This is a genomic window from Halobacterium sp. GSL-19 (assembly GCF_016917855.1).
In the GTDB taxonomy this organism is placed as follows: domain Archaea; phylum Halobacteriota; class Halobacteria; order Halobacteriales; family Halobacteriaceae; genus Halobacterium; species Halobacterium salinarum.
The window spans coordinates 368,719-386,163 of record NZ_CP070377.1 but is presented as its reverse complement, the minus strand read 5'-3'; the positions used below and the strand labels follow the sequence as shown (position 1 = coordinate 386,163).

General features: G+C 68.9%; 21 protein-coding genes and 1 tRNA gene. 16 read left to right on the top strand and 6 right to left on the bottom strand.

Going from position 1 to position 17,445, the window contains the following annotated elements; all coding sequences use genetic code 11:
- Positions 1–16: 16 nt before the first annotated feature.
- Entirely contained in the window at positions 17–304 is a 288-nt protein-coding gene (locus JT689_RS03700; protein ID WP_010902390.1) for a hypothetical protein, read from the top strand.
- On the top strand, positions 297–557 hold the full coding sequence (locus JT689_RS03695) for a hypothetical protein (protein WP_010902389.1): 261 nt from the start codon (positions 297–299) through the stop codon (positions 555–557). The genes JT689_RS03700 and JT689_RS03695 overlap by 8 nt, the downstream gene beginning before the upstream one ends.
- 94 nt (positions 558–651) lie before the next feature.
- On the opposite strand, the gene JT689_RS03690 is transcribed toward JT689_RS03695, so the two are convergent.
- The 4 genes from JT689_RS03690 to JT689_RS03675 all read right to left on the bottom strand — a co-directional run bounded on the left by JT689_RS03690 (position 652) and on the right by JT689_RS03675 (position 3,610).
- Positions 652–1,092 (bottom strand): hypothetical protein, encoded by a 441-nt coding sequence (locus tag JT689_RS03690; protein WP_205251557.1) that lies wholly within the window; start codon positions 1,090–1,092, stop codon positions 652–654.
- Between the two features lie 44 nt (positions 1,093–1,136).
- On the bottom strand, positions 1,137–1,862 hold the full coding sequence (locus JT689_RS03685) for an NAD(+)/NADH kinase (RefSeq protein ID WP_205251556.1): 726 nt from the start codon (positions 1,860–1,862) through the stop codon (positions 1,137–1,139).
- A 138-nt stretch (positions 1,863–2,000) separates the two neighbouring features.
- Positions 2,001–3,302, bottom strand: coding sequence for a M28 family metallopeptidase (locus JT689_RS03680; protein ID WP_205251555.1), 1,302 nt, complete (start codon positions 3,300–3,302; stop codon positions 2,001–2,003).
- A gap of 50 nt (positions 3,303–3,352) precedes the next feature.
- Positions 3,353–3,610, bottom strand: coding sequence for an MTH865 family protein (locus JT689_RS03675; RefSeq protein WP_010902385.1), 258 nt, complete (start codon positions 3,608–3,610; stop codon positions 3,353–3,355).
- 142 nt (positions 3,611–3,752) lie between these two features.
- Between JT689_RS03675 and JT689_RS03670 the strand changes: the two genes are divergently transcribed.
- Positions 3,753–4,301 (top strand): plastocyanin/azurin family copper-binding protein, encoded by a 549-nt coding sequence (locus JT689_RS03670; RefSeq protein ID WP_205251554.1) that lies wholly within the window; start codon positions 3,753–3,755, stop codon positions 4,299–4,301.
- A gap of 9 nt (positions 4,302–4,310) precedes the next feature.
- Here the strand turns inward: JT689_RS03670 and JT689_RS03665 are convergent, their stop codons facing one another.
- Positions 4,311–4,802 (bottom strand): SRPBCC family protein, encoded by a 492-nt coding sequence (locus tag JT689_RS03665; protein WP_012289184.1) that lies wholly within the window; start codon positions 4,800–4,802, stop codon positions 4,311–4,313.
- Positions 4,803–4,908: 106 nt separating this feature from the next.
- Between JT689_RS03665 and coaBC the strand changes: the two genes are divergently transcribed.
- From coaBC to JT689_RS03600, 13 genes are all read left to right on the top strand, one after another.
- Positions 4,909–6,087 (top strand): bifunctional phosphopantothenoylcysteine decarboxylase/phosphopantothenate--cysteine ligase CoaBC, encoded by a 1,179-nt coding sequence (gene coaBC, locus JT689_RS03660; protein WP_205251553.1) that lies wholly within the window; start codon positions 4,909–4,911, stop codon positions 6,085–6,087.
- A gap of 169 nt (positions 6,088–6,256) precedes the next feature.
- Positions 6,257–7,351, top strand: coding sequence for a monovalent cation/H+ antiporter subunit E (locus JT689_RS03655; RefSeq protein WP_010902382.1), 1,095 nt, complete (start codon positions 6,257–6,259; stop codon positions 7,349–7,351).
- Positions 7,348–7,623 carry a cation:proton antiporter gene (locus JT689_RS03650; RefSeq protein ID WP_010902381.1) on the top strand — a complete coding sequence of 92 codons (276 nt, stop codon included), beginning with the start codon at positions 7,348–7,350 and terminating at the stop codon, positions 7,621–7,623. Before JT689_RS03655 ends, JT689_RS03650 begins: the two co-directional genes overlap by 4 nt.
- Positions 7,620–7,946, top strand: a complete 327-nt coding sequence (gene mnhG / locus JT689_RS03645) for a monovalent cation/H(+) antiporter subunit G (protein WP_205251552.1) — start codon at positions 7,620–7,622, stop codon at positions 7,944–7,946. Before JT689_RS03650 ends, mnhG begins: the two co-directional genes overlap by 4 nt.
- Complete coding sequence (locus JT689_RS03640; RefSeq protein ID WP_010902379.1) at positions 7,943–8,473, top strand: DUF4040 domain-containing protein; 531 nt, start codon at positions 7,943–7,945, stop codon at positions 8,471–8,473. Before mnhG ends, JT689_RS03640 begins: the two co-directional genes overlap by 4 nt.
- Positions 8,470–8,937, top strand: coding sequence for a Na(+)/H(+) antiporter subunit B (locus JT689_RS03635; RefSeq protein ID WP_205251551.1), 468 nt, complete (start codon positions 8,470–8,472; stop codon positions 8,935–8,937). The genes JT689_RS03640 and JT689_RS03635 overlap by 4 nt, the downstream gene beginning before the upstream one ends.
- Positions 8,934–9,290, top strand: coding sequence for a cation:proton antiporter subunit C (locus JT689_RS03630; protein ID WP_010902377.1), 357 nt, complete (start codon positions 8,934–8,936; stop codon positions 9,288–9,290). Before JT689_RS03635 ends, JT689_RS03630 begins: the two co-directional genes overlap by 4 nt.
- Positions 9,283–10,764 (top strand): monovalent cation/H+ antiporter subunit D family protein, encoded by a 1,482-nt coding sequence (locus tag JT689_RS03625; RefSeq protein ID WP_205251550.1) that lies wholly within the window; start codon positions 9,283–9,285, stop codon positions 10,762–10,764. Before JT689_RS03630 ends, JT689_RS03625 begins: the two co-directional genes overlap by 8 nt.
- Positions 10,761–12,380: a cation:proton antiporter gene (locus tag JT689_RS03620; RefSeq protein WP_205251549.1), complete on the top strand. Its 1,620-nt coding sequence runs from the start codon at positions 10,761–10,763 to the stop codon at positions 12,378–12,380. The genes JT689_RS03625 and JT689_RS03620 overlap by 4 nt, the downstream gene beginning before the upstream one ends.
- Complete coding sequence (locus tag JT689_RS03615) at positions 12,377–14,161, top strand: Na(+)/H(+) antiporter subunit D (RefSeq protein WP_205251548.1); 1,785 nt, start codon at positions 12,377–12,379, stop codon at positions 14,159–14,161. The genes JT689_RS03620 and JT689_RS03615 overlap by 4 nt, the downstream gene beginning before the upstream one ends.
- Before the next feature lie 58 nt (positions 14,162–14,219).
- On the top strand, positions 14,220–14,786 hold the full coding sequence (gene hpt, locus JT689_RS03610) for a hypoxanthine/guanine phosphoribosyltransferase (protein ID WP_010902373.1): 567 nt from the start codon (positions 14,220–14,222) through the stop codon (positions 14,784–14,786).
- A gap of 68 nt (positions 14,787–14,854) precedes the next feature.
- Positions 14,855–15,535: a DJ-1/PfpI family protein gene (locus tag JT689_RS03605; protein WP_205251547.1), complete on the top strand. Its 681-nt coding sequence runs from the start codon at positions 14,855–14,857 to the stop codon at positions 15,533–15,535.
- Between the two features lie 62 nt (positions 15,536–15,597).
- Positions 15,598–15,672, top strand: a tRNA-Met gene (locus JT689_RS03600).
- 166 nt (positions 15,673–15,838) lie between these two features.
- On the opposite strand, the gene JT689_RS03595 is transcribed toward JT689_RS03600, so the two are convergent.
- Complete coding sequence (locus JT689_RS03595; protein ID WP_205251546.1) at positions 15,839–17,395, bottom strand: lipopolysaccharide biosynthesis protein; 1,557 nt, start codon at positions 17,393–17,395, stop codon at positions 15,839–15,841.
- Positions 17,396–17,445: the final 50 nt, after the last annotated feature.

The following is a 17,445-nucleotide window of genomic DNA, read 5'->3' as shown; positions in this document are numbered from 1 at the left end:
CCCCCACAGTACCGTGATGGGTGACGATTCACGCAGTATCGTTGTTCCCGAGCGCCTCTACAAGACCGTGACCGTGTTCTCGACGTTGTTCGCGATCGTGACGGTCGTCGGGGGGTTCGTGGCGCTCGACGCGGCGACGAAGAGCGCGTCGGCCAAAGCCAGTGAGGTGAGCGTCCCGTTTGCGGTGTTGGGTATCGGGCTGATCGCGGCCGGCGGCCTGGTGTACGCGTTCGCGTCCCGGTTCCGGGCCCGTGGAATGGCAACGGATAAGAACAGCGACGACCAACAACCAAACAATGGCTGACGAATTCATCAAGGGGCTGGGCATGTTGACCGGCGGTGGCCTCGTGTGGATGATCATGGCGGGGTGGTACCGGACGCCGGAGTTCGGGCACGGCCAGCTCATCAGTGAGGTGCCAAGCAACCTAACGATGTACGACCAGATGGCGGTCGTGCTGTTGGAGGGGGCGTTCTGGGTGGCGATCATCGGGGCGTTGTTCTTCTGGATCGGCCTGCCGTTGGGCCGTGAAGCGTACGCGACGTACGCCTCGAATTAAGCGGGCGGGCGGCGTGCTGTTAGATCACTCGGAACGCGCCACAGCGGGCATCGAAACGGAGAACGTCGGCAGGCCGGAGCCGCGAGCGTGACGATCAGACGACCTGCGTCCACAGCGGCTTGACGACGAAAAACAGGCTGAGGTAGGCGACGTACAGCAGCATGAAGGTCGCAGCGACGAGCGCGCCCTTGGGGCGTTCGAGGCTGCGGCCGTCGCGTGCTTCGACCTTCCGGGCTTCGAACTCGAAGAAGTCGGCGAAGAACACGCCGAGCACGAGCACCGACAGCACCATTCCGGCGTGGTGGTGGAGTGTGAGGTAGTACAGCGTCGTGATGACGAGGCCCCACGTGGTGAACGAGTGGAACCAGTGTCGGCTGAGCGCTTCGGGACCGTCGGCGGCCTGCGTGACGTGTTGTGCGTGCGCGATGCGTCGGCTGACGAAGTTCAGGACCGCGAGCGCCAGGATCGCATATTCGAGGTATGGCGCGACCAACGTGTCAAGGGGCCCGAAGATCGCGACCGAGGGGTCTACCATGGTCGGGTTTCGGTGGGACGCAGTATTATGTCTTTTCCAATCGCTTAATCGCCGTGCGTCCCGGCGTGGGACACCACCGCGATCGGGAGCGGCGTCCCCCAGGACAGCGTGACGGGGCTGTCGACGGGGACGCGGCCGTGGGCGTGCCCGTCGGCGTGGAGTTCAACGGTGGTTTCGTCGCGGGCCACCGTGACCGAGACCGGCGGGCAGACGACCCAGTTGGTGCGGTCGACGCGGAACGGCGAGACGGGAACGACGGCGGCCGCCGAGACGCCGGGGGCGAGGTGCGGGCCGCCGGCGTCGGCGGCGTATCCATGGCTCCCGAGTGGCGTGGCGGCGACGATCCCGTCGGCGCGGACCGACGCCACGGTCCGGTCGGGCGTCGAGACCGTGTACTCGGAGATCTTCGCGGGCGCGGTCGTCATCAGCGACACGTCGGCGATCGCGCGCGCGTCGGTGGTCGGCGTGGTCACGTCGAACGTGGGGTGGTCGACGACCGCGTACGAGCCGGCGGCGACAGCGGCGATCGCGTCGGTGGTGTCGGCGGGGGCGACGCTGTCGGGGGCGGCGTCGACGTCGACCGGCACCACCGGCGGCTGTGCGGCGGGCGCGACGTCGGACAGCGCGGCCGCGCGGAGCCCGGCGTCACCGACCGCGACGACGACGTCAGCGGCTGCGGCGTCCCCAACCAGGGTTGCGTCGTCGCTCGCGGTGAGCGTCGCGACCGTGGGGGCGGTGCTGTCGCCGCGGACAGCGACGTGGAGTGTCACCGCGGCCACAACCCCGGTTGCGGTGGTGGCGACAGCGCTCCGAAAGTCGGCGTCTGTCTCATCGGTAACATCGGGGACCGCGACTCACAAAAACCCGACGGGCGCGACCCGGACGCCGGGAGCGTGGCGGCGTGGCGACTAGTACGGCCAGTCGCCGGTGATCTGCATGCCTTCGGCGAGGCCTGCGTCCGTCAAGCCGGCGGCAACGTCGGCCTCACTGGCGTGTGCGACCGCGAAGCCGTCGTCGGCCAGGCGAGCCGCGAGCGCGGCGAGGAGGATGGCGTGCTCGCGGAACGTCCGGAGTTCGAGTTTGTCGAGCGTGTCGGCGGACGTGTGCCCCCAGCCGCGGCCGCCGGCGGCGTCGCTGGTGGCGTGGTAGCCGGGAACGCCGTGTTTGACGTACGCCCAGTGGTCGGAGTGGGGGTTGAGGGCTGGGGCGACCGTGATCGGGTGGGCGAACGTGTCGCTGACCGCGTTGGCGGCGTCCCCGAGCGCGTCGAAGCGGTGGGTGTACAGCTTGAGCGTGCGCTCGCGCACCACGCCGTCGAGGTTGAGCACCGCGCGAACGTCGTCGAGGTCGCGCTGGGCGGCGTCGTGGTGTGAGCCGACGAGCCCGACCTCTTCGGCACCGAAACAGACGAAGTGAACGCGCGTGTCGAGCGCCGACTCCCGGGCGGCCAGGATGCGTGCGAGCTCGACGGCCATCGCAGTGCCGGCACCGTTGTCCATCGCCCCGTCCGTGATGTCGTGGGCGTCGACGTGGCTGGTGACCAGTAGCTCGGCGTCGGTGTTCGGGCCGAGTGTCGCGTGGACGTTCTGGCTGGTGGCGTCGTGCGTGTCGGCGTCGACGGTGAGCGTGACGGTGTCGTGCTCGAAGCGCCGGGAGAGCCGGGTTCCCGTCTCCGTGGAGACGCCGACCGCGGGGATCTCGCCGATCGGGTCGTCGCCGGTGCCGACGCTGCCGGTCGCCGGGAGACAGCCCGCGACGTGGTTCATGTACACGAAGCCGGCGGCACCGGCCGCGACGGCGTGGGCGTATTTCTCTCGGCGGTGGAGGTGGCGGTCGTACCAGTCGGGCACGTCGGCGGCGACCATCACGATCGCGCCGTCGAGGTCGGCGTCCTCGAAGTCCGCGGGCAGTCCGTAGCCGAGGTCGACGAACTCGCCGGCGGCGGTCCCGGCGGGACTGCGCGGGAGTGCGATGGTGTCCGCGGTGGTGTCGGCGGGCGTCTCGATGGCGCTGTCGCCGCGCGTCCACCCCTGGACCGGGAACGTATCGAGCCACGCGTCGTCGGCGTGCTGTGCGAGCGCGTCCCGGGTTGCGGCGGCGGCCTCGCGTTCGCCGTCGCTGCCCGCCATCCGGGTGGGGGTGTCAACGAGTCGTTGGAGGTGCGTCCAGCCGGTGGTGCTGGTGAACGTGTCGCCGATCCAGTCGGTCATAGCGGGGCGGACGCGGGGCGTGGGCTAAGAAGTTATGGAAGAACAGCGAGCTACAGCTCGTCTTCGTCTTTGAGGCCGGCGATCACGTCGTCGACGAGGGTGTCGACGGAGTCGTAGGGGAAGTCCGCGCGGCTCGAGAGCTTGGTGGCCAGCTCCATCGCCGTCCAGGATTCGCCGCCGGCCTCGAAGGACGTCGAGGGGCCGCTTGGGAGCGCCGGCACGAGCCCCATCTGGTTTTTGACGGGATAGTCAGCGGTTGCGAACGCATCGGTGAGTTCCTCGCGGAGTTCGGACTCGACAGTGGACATGGGAGGGTCGTCGGTACCACCAATGATAAGCGTTCTGGAACGACGGACGTGCGGACGCGCGTTGTCGGTGGCGGCCTCACGGGGGCGTGTGGCGAACGGACAAACCAAAGTCTTCAGTAGCCGTGATTCCTTAGCCGCACGTATGAACTCCGAGACCGATGTGGGGGTGTCCCGGCGGAGCGTCCTTCGCGGCGGCGTGGCTGCCGCTGCGGGTGCAGCGGCCACGGGCACGGCGGCGGCAGCCGAAGGCGGGGGCGGTGACGGCGGCGGCGAGAAAGTCGTGAAAGTCGGCCCCAACGGGAGTAACGTCTTCAAGCCCGCGGAGATGTACGTCAAACCCGGCACGAAAGTGCGGTTCGTCTGGGAGTCCGGCGGCCACAACGTCCACGCCACGGAGGTGCCGGGCGACGCCGACTGGGGCGTGAGCACGGATATCGCTGGACCGCCGAAGGAGTACACCCACACGTTCGACGGTCCGACGGGGGAGTACAACTACGTCTGTACGCCACACGCCTCGCTGGGGATGAAAGGCACCATCATCGTGACCGACAGCCCGCCGGAGAACAAGGGCTACCAGACGATCGTCCCGGATTCCGCGAAGACGATGGCCGTCGGAGCGATGGGGTCGATGACGTCCGTGCTGGGGTTGGCGTATTTCTTCATGAAGTACGGCGGCGACTACGGCGAGTAACGCCTGCGGTCACGTCAGCGTGACGTCCAGCTCGACGGGGCGTGGTTCGCCTTCGAGGTCCTCGACGACGCGCTCGACGACGCGCTGGCCTTCCTCGGCGATTTTCTCGGTGACGCGGTCGGCCACCCAGTCGAAGGAGACGAACGCCGGCAGGTCGATGAGGCCGCGCGCGCTGCCCGGGTCGTAGGTGACGACGAACGAGACGGCTGCGCCGGCGTCGGCGTCGGCGATCAGCCAGTCGCCGGCGGCGTCGAGGCTGCCCAGGATCTCCCAGCTGATGCGGGCCGGGGGGTCGGTGTCGGTGACCCGGGAGCGAACCGTCTGTGAGAGCTTCCACCAGGCGAACGTGAGGTCGTACTCGGTGCCGGGGCCGCCGTCGCCGTGTTGTGTGACCGACTCCAGGTACGCCGAGTACTGCGCGTACCCGGGGAAGTCAGCGAGGAACGTGTAGGCTTCGTGGGGCGGCACGTGGACGGTGGTGGTGACTTCGAGGGTGGCCACGGATCTACGTGGGGCGCCGGTGGCTTAGTCGTACCGCGGCGTGGCCGGCACCGGCGGGGCGTGGAGTACAGCGATTTAAGACGCCGGCTCACTGAGTCGAACCCGAATGCTCTCCGGAGTGAACGTCGCGGTGGGTGTGACCGGCAGTATTGCGGCGGTGAAAGTCGTGGAGTTCGTCCACGAGCTTCGCCGGCGCGGCGCGTGCGTCCGCGCGGTGATGACTGAGAGCGCGCAGGGGATCATCCACCCGTGGGCGGTGGAGTTCGCTACCGAGAACCCGGTCGTGACGGAGATCACGGGCACGGTTCCGCACGTCGAGCTGTGCGGCCGGGACGGCTGGGCGGACGTGTTCGTGGTTGCACCGGCGACGGCGAACACAGTGGGGAAGATCGCGGCGGCGGTCGACGACTCGCCGGTGACGACGTGTGTGACGACTGCGGTGGGCGCTGACGTGCCGGTGGTGGTTGTGCCGGCGATGCACGAGCCGATGTACGACCACCCCGGCGTTCGTGACGCGATCGATCGCGTGTCTTCGTGGGGGGTGTCGGTCGTCGATCCGCGCATCGAGGAGGGGAAAGCGAAGCTCCCCCGTGAGTCCACGATCGTCCACGAGACGGCACGCGCGGCCGGCGAGCAGCCGCTTGCGGGCACGCACGTGGTCGTGACATCGGGCGCGACGAGCGAGGCGATCGACCCGGTGCGGGTGTTGACCAACCGGGCGTCCGGGCGGACGGGGCGGGCGGTCGCCGCGGCGTGTTACGTCCGCGGCGCGCGGGTCACGCTCGTCCACGACGCGAGCGACGGCGGGGCAGCGCCGTACGCGGACGTGCGTGACGTGTCGTCGGCCGCCGAAATGACAGCGGCCACGCTGGCGGCCTGTGCGGACGCCGACGCGCTGGTGTCGGCGGCGGCGATCAGCGATTACACCGTCGAGGCGGCCGGCGAGAAGCTGCGGTCGGGCCGCGAGGACGTGGCGCTGTCGTTGGAGCCGACGCGGAAGCTGGTGGGGGCGGTTCGGGACGACAACCCCGACCTCCCGATCGTCGGGTTCAAGGCCGAAACGCCGGCCGACGACGGGACGGCGGGCGACGACAGCATGGTGGCCGCGGCGCGCTCGCTCCTCCAGCGGGACGGGCTGGCGTTCGTGGTTGCCAACGACGCCGGCGTGATGGGCAACGACGAAACCCGCGCACTGTTCGTCACCGCGGACTCCGTCAGCGAGTACGCCGGCCACAAGCGCGGCCTCGGTGCGCGGATCGCGGAGCGCCTGGCTGTGTTCGCGTAGCGCGCGTGTCGGCGGTCCGGTCGGGGAGGTGATAGGACGCCGGGAGAACCGGCGCTCATCCGAGAAACCGAAGGTATCAACATCGGGTATCACGACCCTTCACACACGACAATGACGACAGTCACGCGGCCGCCTGGCAGTGCGCGGTCCGAACCGCCGGAGGTGAGTGATGGCGGATAACGACCTGCTGATCCCGGTTGCGGACTCCGAGACGGTCAGGCAGACCGTCTCCCATGCGGCCGACCGCGCGCAGGAACGCGACGGAACGCCGACGCTTCATTTCGTCTGCCCGGTCTCCGAGCGGCCGGCGAACGCGGCCGACAGCGCGGCTGCAGCCGAGGCCGAAGCGTTGCTCGATCGGGTGTCGGTGTGGGCCACCGACGATCTCGGCGACGACGCATCGAGGGTCGCCATCGAGACGAGCCTGGTCGGGCTGGACGTCTACCTGTTCAACCCGGGCGATTACGCCGACGTCTTCGGCGCATACGCACGTGAAAACGGGGTCACTGCGGTCGTGCTTGACCCACGGTTCAACCCCCTGGGGATGGCCCCGCTGCTCCCGCCGTTGGAGCGCGAGCTGGAGGCCGCCGGGCTGACAACCGAGCTCGCACCCGTCGAGCGCGCGACCCGGCGCGGCCCGATCACGCGATCGGCCGGCCTGGGGCAGTTCGCGCTGCTGTTCGGCGCGGCGTTCGGGTTCTACCAGCTCATCGCCACCGAGCTCACGACCGTCAACCTCATCACGGGCGCGATCACCGCAACCATCGTCGCGGGCGTGCTGCGCCGTGTCTCCACGCAGGGGTCGGTGCGCCCGCGCCGGCTGGTCGGCCGCGTCGGCCGCATGCTGGTGTACGCGCCGTACCTGCTGTGGGAGATCGCGAAAGCGAACGTCGCGATCGCGAAGGTGGTGTTGCATCCCCGGCTCCCGATCGACCCGGCCGTCGTGGAGTTCGACGCCGCGGTGTGGTCGGAGCTGCCCGCAACGACGCTCGCGAACAGCATCACGCTGACACCCGGGACGCTGACCGTGGACGTGACACAGCGACATTTCACGGTGCACAGCCTCACCGCTGACGCCCGCCGCGACCTGCTTGCGGGCGGGCTCGAACGCGCCGTTCGGTTCGTCTTCTACGGGCGGGCGGCGATGCGGTCGGCGACCCCGTCCGAGCGCGGTGAAACCCCGGACGGGAGCGTCGACAGTGCCGGCATCGACAGCGCACAGTCGGCATCGCGCACCGACACCAACGCGGGTGACTCGGAGTGACACTGCTGTCCGAGGTGCTGTTGGCCGGTGCCGGCGCGTTCATCCTGCTGTCGGCGGTCGTGTTGTACCGGGTGCTCGTCGGACCGACGATGCAGGACCGCGTCATCGGCGTGAACGCCATCGGCACGAACATCGTGGTGATCCTGGCGCTCGTCGGCGCGGCCACGGAGCTGACGGCGGCCCTGGACATCGCCATCGTGTACGCGCTGTTGAACTTCCTGATGAGCATCGCCATCTCGAAGTTCACGGTCGAACGGGGTGGGGTACTGTGACGCCGACCACGATCGCCGCCGGCGTGTTGCTCGCCGGTGGCGTCTTCTTCACGTTCGTCGCCGCCGTTGGCCTGCTGCGGCTGCCCGACATCTACACGCGCGCCCACGGCGCGTCGAAAAGCGACACCCTGGGTGCCGGACTCGCGCTCGCAGCCGTCGCCGTCGCGTTCGGCGGCGGCCTGTCGAGTCTGAAAGCCGGCCTGCTGTTGGTATTCATGTTCATCACGAACCCGACCGCGGCGCACGCGATCGCGCGCGCCGCCGCCGACCAGGGAATCGACCCGTGGACAGCCGACGACCACGAGGGAGGTGAGGGGGAATGAACATCGAACTCCCGCTGTTGGTGTTCGTGGTCGCAACGGCGCTTGCGACCACCGTGCTCCGTGACGTGCTCGCGTCGATCATCGCGTTCGCGACGTACAGCCTCGGCGTTGCGGTCGTCTGGGTGGTGTTGCAGGCCCCCGACGTCGGGCTGACCGAGGCGGCAGTGGGTGCCGGCGTCACCACCGTGTTGTTCCTGCTGACGATCGCCAAGACCGTGCGCCCCGGTGACGAGGCGGTGTTCGAGCGCCTCAACGTGCCCGCGTTCGGTGCCGCTGTGGTGCTCGTCGGGGCGCTGTTGACGACGGTGCACGCGCTGCCGACGATCGGCGACCCCAGCAACATCGCGGTCACGTCGGAGGTGACGCGGTACTACATCGACCACGCCTACCACGAGGCGGGCGTGAAAAACGTCGTGACGGCCGTGCTGGCGTCGTACCGTGGGTTCGACACCCTGGGTGAGGCGGTCGTCGTCTACTCGGCGGGCGTCGGACTCCTCGTGGTGTTGCGTCGGGAGGTGTTCGCATGAGCGACCGCCCCCCGTCATCGCAGCGCCAGTCGTACATCGAGAGCTCGATCATCATGGGAACGGTCCGGGTGGTGTCGCCGTTCGTGTTCACCTACGGGCTGTTCGTGATGTTCCACGGCGCGGATTCGGCCGGCGGCGGCTTCCAGGGCGGCGTCATCGTCGCGACGGTGATGTTGATGCTGGGGATCGCGTTCGGCATCGACCCGGTCAGGGAGTGGGTCGGGGAGCGGCTGCTCGTGGCGATCGTCGTCGGCGGTGTCACGGCGTTCCTCGCCGTCGCGTCCAGCACGGTCCTGTTGGGCGGTGCGTTCCTGGACGTCTCCGTGTTCGGCGGGCACCACGCCAGCAAGTACAGTATCGAGATCATCGAGTTGTTCATCGGCGCGATCGTGGCGAGCACCATCACGGGGTTGTTCATCGCCATCGACGCCGGGACGAACGACGACGGAGGCAACGACAAATGATGGAAGCACTCGCGGCGAAAGACTACTACATCGCGTCGTTCCTGCTGATCGGGATCGGAACGTACGTCATGATCGCTGCCGGTAATCTCGTGAAGAAGGTCATCGGCATGAACATCTTCCAGACGGGCATCTTCCTGTTTTTCATCGCGTCGGCGTACGTCGAGGGCGGCACCCCGCCGCTGTTGACATCCGAGACGCCACACGTCAGCCCGGTGCCCCACGTGCTCATCCTGACCGCGATCGTCGTCGGGGTGGCGCTGACCGCGGTCGCGCTCGGGATGATCGTGCGCATCTACGACGACTACGGGACGCTCGACGAGCGCACGCTCAAGGAGGTGCGCAGCAGTGACTGATCTGGTTCCGTTCGTGGTTGCGGTCCCGATCTTCGGGTCGGTGCTGGCGTTCGCGGCCGGGATCGCGCGCCCGAAGACCGGGTGGCCGGTCGCGGCCGTCGCGTCGCTGGCTCAGGTCGCCGTCGCCGGCGTGCTGGCCGCGGCGACGTTCGGCGCCGGGCCCGCCCGGATCGCGTACGTCGTCGGCGGCTTCGAGACGCCGTTCGGGATCGAACTGGTCGTCGACGGGCTGTCGGCGACGGTGCTGGTGTTGATCGCGGTGGTGTCCCTGGGTGTGCTGGCGTACGCCCGCCGCGCGGGCCCACGGTCGAACGCGTTCTACGCGATCTACATGCTGCTGGTGGCCGGGCTGTCCGGGATGACCGTCACCGCGGACCTGTTCAACATGTACGTCTTCCTGGAGATCACGGGGCTGACGGCGTACGCGCTGGTGGCAGCCGGCGAGGACAGCCGGTCGACGGTCGCCGCCCTGAAATACCTCCTCGTGGGGACGTTCGGCGCGTCGCTGTTCCTGCTGGGGATCGGGTACGCGTACGTCGGCACCGGCACACTGAACATGGCCGACCTGGCCGCGAAGCTCGCGGATGCTGACCCCGTGCTCGCGCAGGCGGCGTTCGCGCTCATCGTCGTTGGGTTGTTCATCAAGGTGGCCGTGTTCCCGCTGCACACCTGGCAGCCCGACGCGTACGCGGGCGCACCCGACACCGTGAGCGCGCTCATCTCCGCGCTCGTCTCCACCGTCGCGGCGTACGCGCTGTTGCGCGTGGTGTACACCGTGTTCGGCGCTGGGTTCCTCGATTCGACGCCGGTCGCTCGGGCGATCCTGATCGGCGGCGCCGTCGTCAGCATCGTCGCGGGAAGCCTGCTTGCGGTCTCCCAGTCCGAGATCAAGCGCGTGCTCGCGTACTCCTCGGTGTCGCAGTTCGGCCTCATCCTGGCTGCGATCGCGATCGGGAACGACACCGCGCTGACCGGGGCGGCGATCCACCTGGTCGGGCACGCGGTCATGAAAGGCGGGTTGTTCCTCACCGCGGGGGTCGTGGCGACGGAGACGGGCGCGCGAACGATCGACGAGTTCGACGGGTTGGCCGACCGCAGCCCGGTTGCTGCGGGCGCGTTCGGCGTGCTCGCGGTGTCGATGGTCGGAGTGCCGCCGACGGTCGGCTTCGCGGGCAAGTGGTATATCGCGATCGGCGCGGCCGAGGCGGGATCGTGGGCGCTGCTGGCCGTGATCGTGGCGAGCACGCTGCTCACGCTGGCGTACTTCCTGCGGCTCGTCGAGCGGATGTTCTTCCGGGCGCCCGCGACGGTGCCCGCTGACGGCCGCTCCGACGGCGCCGAGACGCCGGCGTCGTCGTCGACGGGGATGTACGCGACCGTCGTCGGCGCGACCGTCTGCGCCGTTGCGCTCGGGTTCGGTGCGTTCGTGTACAGCACACAGATGCAGGCGACACTCACACAGCTTCTGTCATGACAGAAATCACCTCACTCCGGCCGCTGGCCGCGGTGCTCGTGTCGGTGGTTGCCATCGCGCCGATCCTGGCGTCGGGCAGCCGCCCGAACCTCCGGGAGGGCTGGACGCTGCTGGCGTCCGTGCTCACGCTGGGCCTGGTCGGCAGCATGGTGCCGGGTGCCATCGCGGGCGACGTCTACGTCACCACGCTGTCCACGTTCGTCCCGGGCGTCTCGCTGGCGCTGCGGGCGGACGCACTCGGCGTGTTGTTCGCGCTGCTGGCGAGCACGCTGTGGCTGGCGGCGAGCTTCTACAGCATCGGCTACATGCGGGGGCTCGGCGAGCACAGCCAGACCCGGTATTTCGCCGCGTTCGCGGGCAGCATCGCGTCCGCGATCGCCGTGGCGTTCGCCGCGAACCTCGTGGTGTTGTATCTGGCCTACGAGCTGCTGACCGTCGCGACGTACCCGCTGGTCGTCCATGACGAAACCGACGCCGCGCGGGCGGCCGGTCGGAAGTACCTCGCGTACACGTTCGGTGGCGGCGTCGCGGTGCTCGCGGGCGTCGTGCTCGTCTACCACGCCACCGGCACCACCGCGTTCGCGCCCGGCGGCATCGGCGGGCTCGCGACCGCCGACCCGACGCTCGCGCGGGCGGCGTTCGGCCTGCTCATCACCGGGTTCGGGGTGAAGGCGGCGCTCATGCCGCTGCACTCCTGGCTGCCCGACGCGATGGTTGCGCCCACCCCCGTCTCGGGGCTGTTGCACGCCGTGGCGGTCGTGAAAAGCGGCGTGTTCGGGATCGCGCGCGTGCTCTTGGACGTCTACGGGATCGACCTCGTTGCCCACCTCAACGTGGGCATGGCGGTCGCGGTCGTCGCGGCGATCACGCTCATCGTGGCGAGCGTCATCGCGCTCCGCCAGGACAACCTCAAGCGGCGGCTGGCGTTCTCGACGGTGAGCCAGCTGTCGTACATCGTGTTGGGGCTGGCTGTCGGCGCAGCCACCCCGGGAGCCGACGCCACCAAGTGGGCGCTCATCGGGGGGCTGTTGCATATCCCCGCACACGCGTTCATGAAGCTCACACTGTTCTTCTGTGCGGGCGCGTTGCACGTCGAAACCCACACCGACGACATCTCGGACATGGCCGGCATCGGCAAGCGCATGCCGCTGACGATGACGGCGTTCGCGGTCGCCGCCGCGGGGATGGCTGGCATCCCGTTGGTCGCCGGGTTCGTGAGCAAGTATTTCCTGCTCATCGGCACCGTCACGGGCGGCCACCTCGTGTTCACGGCGGCGCTGTTGGTCTCCGGCGTGCTCAACATCGCGTACTTCTGGCCGGTCGTCTACACGGCGTTCTTCGAATCCCAGGGTGACAGCGACGAGAAACCCCTGGTCAGTGGGGCGCTCGGCGGCCGGCTGGCCGGACACACCCGCACCGACGGCGGCCACGAGGGCGGCGGCTTCGAGCGCCGGGCGGTGTCCGGCGCGGAGGGGTCGTGGTTCCTCATCGGACCGGTGGTGTTCGCGGCGTTCGGGTCGATCGTGCTGGGCGTGATCCCGGACACCGCGGTGTTCCTGTCCCTCGTGCGGACGGTGGTTGACACCGCGACCGCGATGGGGGTGGTGGGTGTATGATCGACACCTTCGTGCCGCCGTTCGTGCCGGTGTTGGTGGCCGCGCTGCTGGTGCCGTTTCTGTCGCGGCGGACCGGGCACGCGCTGGGCGCGGTGGCGTCGGCGGCCGTGGTGCCGTACGTGTGGCTGGTCGCCACGGGCGCACACCTGCCGGTGAAGCTGTTCGGGTTCCACGCGATCCTGCTCAACGTCGACCCGTTCTCGACGCTGATGGGGCTGATCTTCGGGCTCATCGGCGCCGCCGGCGTGGTGTACTCGTACGCCAGCGACGCCGAGAACATCCAGACCGCGTTCGCGCTGGGGTACGTGGGGACCAGCCTGGGTGCCGTGTTCGCGGGCGACTGGCTCACCCTCATCTTCTTCTGGGAGCTGATGGCCGCCACGAGCACGCTGCTGGTCTGGCATTACGGCGGGAAGGCCGTGCGCGCGGGGTTCCGATACGCGCTCGCCCACGGCATCGGCGGGACGCTGTTGCTCGCCGCGATCATCTGGCAGTTCGCCGAAACGGGCACGTTCCTGTTCGGGTCGGTGCCGGGCGGCCCCGAGACGGCGGGGCTAGCGGGCAGCGTCGCGCCCGTGTTGGCGGCGCTCGGGATCGGCGTGAACGTCGGGTTCGTGGGGCTGCACGCGTGGCTGCCCGACACCTACCCGCGCCCGCACATCGCCGCCAGCGTGTTCCTGTGCGTGTTCACCACGAAAACCGGCGTGTACGGGCTGTATCGCGTGTTCCCCGAGCACGGGAACATGGCGGTGGCGTACATGGGTGGCGCGATGGCGGTGTTCGGCGCGATGATGGCGCTGTTCCAAAACGACATGCGGCGGCTGCTCTCGTATCACATTCAGTCGCAGGTCGGGTACATGGTGGCCGGCGTGGGCATCGGCTCCGCGCTCGCACAGGCCGGCGCGTTCGCGCACGTGTTCAACCACATCCTCTACAAGGGGTTGTTGTTCATGACGGCGGGCGTCATCGTCTACCGGACCGGTGAGGAGCGCCTCCCGAAGCTCGGCGGGCTCGCCCGCGAGATGCCGATCACGGCCGGGGCGTTCACCGTGGCGGCGCTGTCGATCAGCGGGTTCCCCGGGTTCAACGGCTTCGTCTCGAAGGGCATCATCATCTCGGCGAGTCACTACATGCACGCGCCGCTGGTCACTGTCGGGGAGTTCACCGGCCTCCAGGTGTTGTTGTTGCTCGGTGGCGTCGGCACGTTCATGTCGTTCATCAAGTTCGGGTATTACGCGTTCTTCCACGGGAGCTACGACGGCACCGTGAAAGACGCCAACCGCGGGCAGGCCGCCGCGATGGTCGCGATCGCGGCGCTGTGCCTGGGGTACGGGCTGTACCCCGAGGGGTTGTTCGGCATCCTCCCGATCGACGTGACCACGAACCCGCCGGTCGGCCACGTGTACACGACGTACACGATGTCCCACCTCACGGAGGGTGTGGCGCTTGCCGTCCTGGGCGTGATCGGGTTCGTCCTCGTGAAGGCACCGCTGTCGGGGCTTGGGCGGGTGCCCGACGTCGACGCCGTCTACAACCGCGTGCTGTTCTACGGCACGCGGGCGCTCGTGGTCGGCGTGACCGAGCTGTACGCGGCCGTGGATCGCGTTGTCGTGGCGGCGGCGTCCGCGACCGCGGACGTCGTTCGCGCGCCGGACGCGGTGGCCGGGCGGCTGCTCGGTGACACGGATTCACCGGTGTCACTGCGGGCGGACTACAGCACGAGCATCCTGGTGGTGGCTGTGGTTGTGGCCGCGTTCGTCGTGGCGATCACCGCCCTGTAGGGCGTACCACGGGCATTCCGTTCCGTCACCTTTTCGTCGGCCCGCGAGTATTTCCTGCATGGATCGGCTCAAGCAGTCCCTGCTCGATGCCCCCATCATCGAGAAGGACGGTTACCATTATTTCGTACATCCGATCAGTGACGGCGTCCCGATGCTGGAGCCGGAGTTGCTGCGGGAGATCGTCATTCGCATCATTCGGAAGGCCGAACTCGACGAGGTCGACAAGATCGTCACCCCCGCAGCGATGGGGATCCACATCTCCACGGCGGTCTCGTTGATGACGGACATCCCGATCGTGGTCATTCGGAAACGCGAGTACGGGCTGCCCGGCGAGGTCGCGCTCAGCCAGGAGACGGGCTACTCGGAGAACGAGATGTACATCAACGACGTTCACGAGGGCGACCGCGTGCTCGTGCTCGACGACGTGCTGTCGACCGGCGGGACGCTGCGCGCGATCACGGACGCCTTGGAGCAGACCGGCGCGGACGTCGCGGACGTGCTGGCGGTCATCAAGAAGGCGGGGCCGAACGAGCTCGACGACACGGACATGGACGTGCGGACGCTGATCAACGTCGACGTGGCGGACGGCGAGGTCGTCGTCGTCGACGACCAGGGCGATCATTGAGCCGGGAAGCCGGCGGGGATCGCGGCGGACACGCGGTTTTTCTTCTCGGGTGCCGTACGAAGGGGTACATGGCATCCGCACTGCTGGTCGTGAGCGAGGAGGGATACTGGGGCGAAGAATGCATCGAGCCGTTGACGACGCTCGACGACGCTGGGTTCGACGTGACGGTGGCGACGCCGAGTGGCGGGCCGGCCGTGCTCGACGAGCGATCCGTCGACACCGCCGAGGTCGACGCCGACACCGCCGAGTGGGTGCAGGAGGTCCACGAGAACGACGAGCGGCTGAACGACCCCGAGCCGCTGGCCGCCCAGACGGCCGCGGACTACGACACGGTCGTGTTCCCCGGTGGGCACGGCGCAGAGTGGGACGTGAACCAGGACGTCGACGCGCGCCGCCTGCTGCGGAACGCGGTCGCCGGCGAGGACGGGACGGCGCTGGTTGTCTGCCACACCATCGGCATCCTGGCGTGGACGCGCACCGACAACGGTGACTTCCTGGCGGAGGGCCGGTCGATCACCGGCTTCCCCAACGAGTGGGAGGAGGGAATCGTCGACGAGCACGACCGGCTGCCCGACGGCCGCAAGCTCCCCTACTGGGTCGAGGACGAGGTCGTGGCTGTGGGCGCAGACTGGGACGCCGAACTCGATTCGGAGACGAGCGTCACGGTCGACGGCGACCTGGTGACCGCGCGCGGTCCGGGGTCGTCGGCGGCCGCCGCCGACAGGCTGCTTGACGAGCTCGACGTGTAGGAAATCTCCCACACGGCGACCGAATCAGAACCCTTATACGTAAAACCGAGTTATGGATTGATAGCGGGATGGGATAGCCAGGAGATTCCGCCGGGCTCATAACCCGGAGATCGGTAGTTCAAATCTACCTCCCGCTACTCCTCTGGAACTCGACTCCTGAGCCTCGCCACTGTCGCGGGGCCTCCCGAGAGTTCCTGTCCCCTGCTTGTGCAGCGGTGCGTGTTCTCATTACAGCCGAGCGCAGCGAGCGCCGGCGCGGATCGTGTCGTCGATCGCCGGCAGCGACTGCCCCACGGGGTCCAATCAGCGCCGAACCGCGTCGACGATCGTGTTCCGGTAGCGCGTGGCGAGTTCGCGGACGACGAGTCGGTCGCGGGGGTCGACGCCGAGGACCGAGAGCGCGCCGAGATACGAGGGCAGGCCGACGAGAACACCGGCAGCGATTGCCAGCGAGCCGTCCACGAGCAGGGATCGGACGCCGAGCATCGCGGCGGCCATCACGGCACCGGCGGCGAGCGGTCGGAGGAACGTGGCATCGAACGGCCAGAGCCCTTCGAAGCGCCGGAGGAGCAGGACCTGAAGGGCGTTCTGGACGGCGATGGCCAGCGAGGTGCCGAGCGCCGCGCCGACGAGCTTGAACTCGACGACGAAGACGTACGTGAGGGCGACGTTGAGCACGGCGAGCAGCCAGTCCAGCGCCATCCGGGCGTACTGGTGGTCGGTCATCATGAGCAGCCAGCCGGTCGCGCCCACGGCGCTGCCGACGAACACGCCCGCGAGGTAGACGGCGAGCGGCCCGTATCCGCGGGTGTACGTCGGGCCGAACAGCGCGAGCAGGTCGCGGCCGAACACGAGCTCGACGGCGAGGATGGGGACGACGGTGGTGACGATGAGCCGGGTCACCGACGAGTAGACGGCGTTCAGGGTGTCGATGTCGCCGGCGGCGTGGAGCCGGGAGGCGACCGGGGGGAGCAGTTGGTTGAACGACAGCAGGGGGATCCACGCGATGGAGACGAGCACGAGCACGACGTTGTAGACGCCGGCCGCGACGGCCGTGAGGAGCGCGCCCACGAGGAGGATGTCGGCGCGGTTCTGGAACACCTTCCCGAAGCTGCTCATCGCGACCGGGGCTGCGTGGTCGTAGAACCGGCGGGCGTCCCGGCGGAGGCCGCGCAGCGTCGGCGTGACGCCGGTGACGCGCGCCGTGAGTGGGAACCCGAGAACGACGAGGACGAGCATGCTGGCGGCGTATGCGCCGGCGACGCCCACCACGGAGTAGCCGAGCGCGAGCGCCGTGAGCGCGCCCACGAGGCGGACGGCGGGCCGGAGGAGTTTATTGAACAGGACTTCACCGCGGGCCGAGCCGTCGGCGCGGAAGGTGGCGGCGTACACCATCACGAGGCCGACGAGCACGACGACCACGCCGAACAGCCGCATCGCCGCCGGGAACGACGGGTGGTCGACGGTGGCGGCGTTCAGGCGGGGTGCCGCGAGCCAGACGCCCGCCGTGATGAGCAGTCCAACGCCGGCGGTGGTGACGTACGCGAGGCCGGTCACCCGAGAGCGGCGGCGGGCGTCGGCGGCGGGCAGGTACCGCTGGAGGGTGGGGACGCTGCCGAAGGTGACCAGCCGGGACAGCAGCTGTGCGATCCGCCACGCGAGCGCGTAGACGCCGTACGCGACGGGGCCGAGACCGCGGGCGAGCGCGAACTCCACTGCGGCGACGAGCGCGCGCTGGGCGGAGACGCCGCCGGAGGTGACGACAGCGCCGTGAGAGATCGTCACCAGCGCGTCGCGTTCAGCCTCTGACACAGTCTCGCCGGGGGCGGTCGCCTCGTGGTCGTCGGTGCTGTCTCCCATCGTGCTGTGACGTGCGAGTGCGCGTCGCCGAGTAAGCTATTCGGTCCGCC

What these genes read in the sequence shown, in the direction of transcription:
- JT689_RS03700 (WP_010902390.1), top strand. Translation starts at nt 17, where the DNA reads ATGGGTGACGATTCACGCAGTATCGTTGTTCCCGAGCGCCTCTACAAG.
- JT689_RS03695 (WP_010902389.1), top strand. Translation starts at nt 297, where the DNA reads ATGGCTGACGAATTCATCAAGGGGCTGGGCATGTTGACCGGCGGTGGC.
- JT689_RS03690 (WP_205251557.1), bottom strand. Translation starts at nt 1,092, where the DNA reads ATGGTAGACCCCTCGGTCGCGATCTTCGGGCCCCTTGACACGTTGGTC.
- JT689_RS03680 (WP_205251555.1), bottom strand. Translation starts at nt 3,302, where the DNA reads ATGACCGACTGGATCGGCGACACGTTCACCAGCACCACCGGCTGGACG.
- JT689_RS03675 (WP_010902385.1), bottom strand. Translation starts at nt 3,610, where the DNA reads ATGTCCACTGTCGAGTCCGAACTCCGCGAGGAACTCACCGATGCGTTC.
- JT689_RS03670 (WP_205251554.1), top strand. Translation starts at nt 3,753, where the DNA reads ATGAACTCCGAGACCGATGTGGGGGTGTCCCGGCGGAGCGTCCTTCGC.
- coaBC (WP_205251553.1), top strand. Translation starts at nt 4,909, where the DNA reads ATGCTCTCCGGAGTGAACGTCGCGGTGGGTGTGACCGGCAGTATTGCG.
- JT689_RS03655 (WP_010902382.1), top strand. Translation starts at nt 6,257, where the DNA reads ATGGCGGATAACGACCTGCTGATCCCGGTTGCGGACTCCGAGACGGTC.
- JT689_RS03640 (WP_010902379.1), top strand. Translation starts at nt 7,943, where the DNA reads ATGAACATCGAACTCCCGCTGTTGGTGTTCGTGGTCGCAACGGCGCTT.
- JT689_RS03635 (WP_205251551.1), top strand. Translation starts at nt 8,470, where the DNA reads ATGAGCGACCGCCCCCCGTCATCGCAGCGCCAGTCGTACATCGAGAGC.
- JT689_RS03630 (WP_010902377.1), top strand. Translation starts at nt 8,934, where the DNA reads ATGATGGAAGCACTCGCGGCGAAAGACTACTACATCGCGTCGTTCCTG.
- JT689_RS03620 (WP_205251549.1), top strand. Translation starts at nt 10,761, where the DNA reads ATGACAGAAATCACCTCACTCCGGCCGCTGGCCGCGGTGCTCGTGTCG.
- JT689_RS03615 (WP_205251548.1), top strand. Translation starts at nt 12,377, where the DNA reads ATGATCGACACCTTCGTGCCGCCGTTCGTGCCGGTGTTGGTGGCCGCG.
- hpt (WP_010902373.1), top strand. Translation starts at nt 14,220, where the DNA reads ATGGATCGGCTCAAGCAGTCCCTGCTCGATGCCCCCATCATCGAGAAG.
- JT689_RS03605 (WP_205251547.1), top strand. Translation starts at nt 14,855, where the DNA reads ATGGCATCCGCACTGCTGGTCGTGAGCGAGGAGGGATACTGGGGCGAA.
- JT689_RS03595 (WP_205251546.1), bottom strand. Translation starts at nt 17,395, where the DNA reads ATGGGAGACAGCACCGACGACCACGAGGCGACCGCCCCCGGCGAGACT.